At 57.0% G+C, this 3,548-nt stretch carries 4 protein-coding genes; 3 read left to right on the plus strand and 1 reads right to left on the minus strand.

All coding sequences use genetic code 11. The features are described 5' to 3' along the window. Position 1: 1 nt before the first annotated feature. The 3 genes from ACESMB_RS11370 (at position 2) to ACESMB_RS11380 (ending at position 2,184) form a co-directional block, all read left to right on the plus strand. On the plus strand, positions 2-415 hold the full coding sequence (locus ACESMB_RS11370) for a universal stress protein (protein ID WP_372971573.1): 414 nt from the start codon (positions 2-4) through the stop codon (positions 413-415). 27 nt (positions 416-442) lie between these two features. After that, positions 443-1,945 carry an MFS transporter gene (locus ACESMB_RS11375; RefSeq protein WP_372926792.1) on the plus strand — a complete coding sequence of 501 codons (1,503 nt, stop codon included), beginning with the start codon at positions 443-445 and terminating at the stop codon, positions 1,943-1,945. A 101-nt stretch (positions 1,946-2,046) separates the two neighbouring features. Continuing rightward, the gene (locus tag ACESMB_RS11380) at positions 2,047-2,184 is read left to right on the plus strand and encodes a hypothetical protein (protein ID WP_372971574.1); all 138 of its coding nucleotides are present in this window, start codon (positions 2,047-2,049) and stop codon (positions 2,182-2,184) included. Positions 2,185-2,350: 166 nt separating this feature from the next. Here the strand turns inward: ACESMB_RS11380 and ACESMB_RS11385 are convergent. Beyond that, positions 2,351-3,548: antiporter (locus tag ACESMB_RS11385; RefSeq protein WP_372971575.1), on the minus strand; the 1,198-nt coding region annotated here is incomplete at its 5' end.

The following is a 3,548-nucleotide window of genomic DNA, read 5'->3' on the forward strand; positions in this document are numbered from 1 at the left end:
CCTGGCGCAAACCATCACCATGTTCCGGGATCTTAAACCCCAGATCACGCTTGTTGCCGTGGCGGAAAACCCCCGCGACATTACCTCGGGAAATGAAGACTTCTTCCGGCAGGAAGTGGACGAACTCAAACAGCACATCGCAGAAGCCCTGGAGGTGTGCCAGAACGAACAGATTGTTGCTGAAACCATGCTGCTGGAGGGCGACGCCCGCAAGATGCTGCTGTTCGCAGCGGAGAAGAAAATCCGCCCCGACATGCTGGTGATAGCGCGTCACAGCCATGAGCCGGACGGCGGCTTTATTGCCCGATCTCTGACCTATTTCGTCGATGAGCTGGATTATATGACCTTTGGCAGCGTGAGCTCCTTCCTCGCGCGCCGGGTTCAGTGCCCGCTGCTCATTCTCCCCAGTCTTTAATAACCTTGAATAGCCCCGGAGGCTGAAATGAAAGTCGCAGACGTATTCCGCGTCCGCAATCCGGAAATCAGGGCACTGCACCTGACCTGGATTGCCTTCTTTATTACCTTCTATGTCTGGTTCAACATGGCGCCGCTGGCATCCAGCATGCTGAAAAGTGTGGACTGGCTGACCAAGGATGACATCCGTCTGTTTGCCATCTGTAACGTGGCACTGACCATTCCTGCGCGCATCATCGTGGGCATGGCCCTGGACCGCTTTGGCCCGCGCCGTGTGTTTTCGGTGCTAATGGTGTTAATGGCCATTCCGGCACTGGTGTTTGCCTTTGGCACTACCATGATGCAACTGCTGGTCAGCCGCCTGGTGCTGAGCTCCATCGGTGCCAGCTTCGTGGTGGGTATCCACATGACCGCCATGTGGTTCAAGCCCCGGGATATCGGCTTTGCTGAAGGTTTCTACGCCGGCTGGGGCAACTTCGGTTCCGCGGCAGCAGCCATCTCACTGCCTACCATTGCCCTGCATATGTATGGCGGTGAAGACGGCTGGCGCTGGGCCATCGCCCAGAGCGCGATCTTCATGGCCGCATACGGTGTTTACTACTGGTTTGCCATCACCGACGGCCCTGTAGGTACCGTTCACCGCAAACCACGTAAAGCCATTGCGCTGGAAGTCAGCACCTGGGGAGACATGGTCAAGCTCATCCTGTGGACCATCCCGCTGGTTGGTGTGCTGGGCATCCTGGTGTGGCGCATCGAAAGCATGGGGTACATTGGCCGGACCGGCGCGCTTATCTGCTACGGCGTCATTGCCGCCATCGTGGTCTACCAGATCATCCAGATCCTGCGGGTGAACATTCCCATTCTCAAAAAAGGCGTGCCAGAGGACGACAAATACCCGTTCAACAGCGTAGCGGCCCTCAACAGCACCTATTTCGCCAATTTCGGTGCGGAGCTGGCCGTGGTTTCCATGCTGCCGATGTTTTTTGAAGAAACCTGGAGCCTGAACGCAGCCGCAGCTGGCATGATCGCGGCATCCTTTGCCTTTGTGAACTTGCTTGCACGCCCCATGGGTGGCCTGGTCTCCGATCGTATGGGTAACCGCCGGTTTGTTATGCTCAGCTACATGTTCGGCATTTCCATTGGCTTCGCACTGATGGGGCTGATGAACTCCAGTTGGCCGCTGATCATTGCGGTTGCCATCACCGTGTTCACTTCATTTTTCGTACAGGGCGCTGAAGGTGCCACCTTTGGCATTATCCCCTCCATCAAGCGCCGTCTTACCGGACAGATTTCGGGGATGGCCGGTGCGTACGGTAATGTCGGTGCAGTGGTCTATCTCACCATTTTCACCTTTGTTACTCCCACTCAGTTCTTCTATATCATTGCCGCGGGCGCCTTTATCAGCTGGGTGCTGTGCCTGATGTGGCTGAAGGAGCCGGAGTCCGGCTTTGCGGAAGAGTACCAGGTGTCTTCTGTTGACCTTCAGATTGAAGAGGAGGAACGCCAGAAGAAGGCCGCTGCTACCGGCTGATCACGGCAGACCAATCTGTACCAGAGCCCGCCCGGAGCAATCCCGGCGGGTTTTTTGTATTCTTTCGAAGTACGTAGGCCTGAAAATGCAAGGGGAGCTGAATGGAAGTTCTGGAGCGCTGGTCCGGTTGGCTTGGGGCGTTGCTGGCGGTTGTTGTGTTGGTGGCTGTGTGGCAGATCCTCTGGGAAGACGACCGCCTGGAAGAGCGTGATATACGGGGCGGATATCAATCACCTTGAGAAAACCGGTTACTCAGCTTTGATGGGCGCGGTGGTAAACAATCGTCCGGAGTCGGCAAGGATACTGATCGCGCGTGACGCCGGGCAAGAGAACTGCATTCAGCACCGCAAAAAAAACCGGCCCTTGTGGGGCCGGCAGCTGTTTTCCGGATGCCTTACCCAGGCATCATGGATTCTTGATATAGGCATTCTTGCGCAGATAGAACCACCAGTTCACCACCAGGCATACCGCGTAAAACACCGCAAAACCATACATGGCCACTTCTGGTGTGCCGGCCTGGATTTCCTGGCCCATCACCCTGGGTGCGATGAAAGCACCGTAGGCGGCAACTGCCGAAGTCCAGCCAAGCACCGGGCCCTTCTGCTGCTGGTCGAAAATAACACCGATGCTGCGGAAGGTAGAGCCGTTACCAATACCGCTGGCGGCGAACAGCACAATGAACAGAATCAGGAACAGTGCGAAGTAGCTGTTCGGGTCTGTTGAGTTGTAGGCCAGCATCATCACGTAGCCGGTCGCAACGGACGCCACCACCATGATAACCGAGATGATCTGGGTGACGATGGAACCGCCCATCTTGTCGGAAATCCAGCCACCTACCGGGCGGATGAGAGCACCCACAAATGGCCCGATCCAGGCCCAGGTCAGTGCGCTCGGGGCATCAGGATTGGTGACGCGGGTAACGGTACCGTCAGCCGCCACCTCCATCATGTTGCCGAAGATCACGGTGATGGATAGTGGAAGGGCTGCGGAAAAGCCGATGAACGAACCAAACGTGAGAATGTACAGCACCGTCATGGCCCAGGTGTGCTTGTTGCTGAAGATGGCAAACTGCTTCTGGATGTTGGGTTTGATGTCACCCGGGATCAGGCGCAGGAGAACCAGCGTCAGGACGATGGTGAGGGGCAGCGCCACCCACATGTTCAGGATGCCCAGGGCATAAACCCCGATCAGTGACGTGACAAGGCCAACCGCATACAGGCCGATGATCTTGCCGAAGGCTGAAGCGGGATTGCCGGGGTTCGGGGTGATCGTGCGCAGGTTGTTCATGCCGAACCAGCCAGCGAAGGCCAGGGGTATCAGGAAAACCAGCCAGATAAAGCCGGCGTTCTGGATCCAGGTGTCAGTACCGGCCTCAATTCGGCCTATCAGGGTGCCGCTTGAGCTTTCCAGCTCCATGGGCCCGCCAGCGAGCGCGCCAAAGATACCGACGGTCATCACCAGGGGAATCACAACCTGCATGGTGGTAACACCGAAGTTACCCAGCCCGGCGTTCATGCCCAGCCCGTAACCCTGCTTGCTTTTCGGATAGAAGGAGCTGATGTTGCTCATGGAGCAGGCAAAATTGCCACCACCGATACCGGAC

Origin of the sequence: Marinobacter sp. (assembly GCF_041686475.1) — a bacterium.
Lineage (GTDB): Bacteria > Pseudomonadota > Gammaproteobacteria > Pseudomonadales > Oleiphilaceae > Marinobacter.

What these genes read in the sequence shown, in the direction of transcription:
- ACESMB_RS11375 (WP_372926792.1), top strand. Translation starts at nt 443, where the DNA reads ATGAAAGTCGCAGACGTATTCCGCGTCCGCAATCCGGAAATCAGGGCA.
- ACESMB_RS11380 (WP_372971574.1), top strand. Translation starts at nt 2,047, where the DNA reads ATGGAAGTTCTGGAGCGCTGGTCCGGTTGGCTTGGGGCGTTGCTGGCG.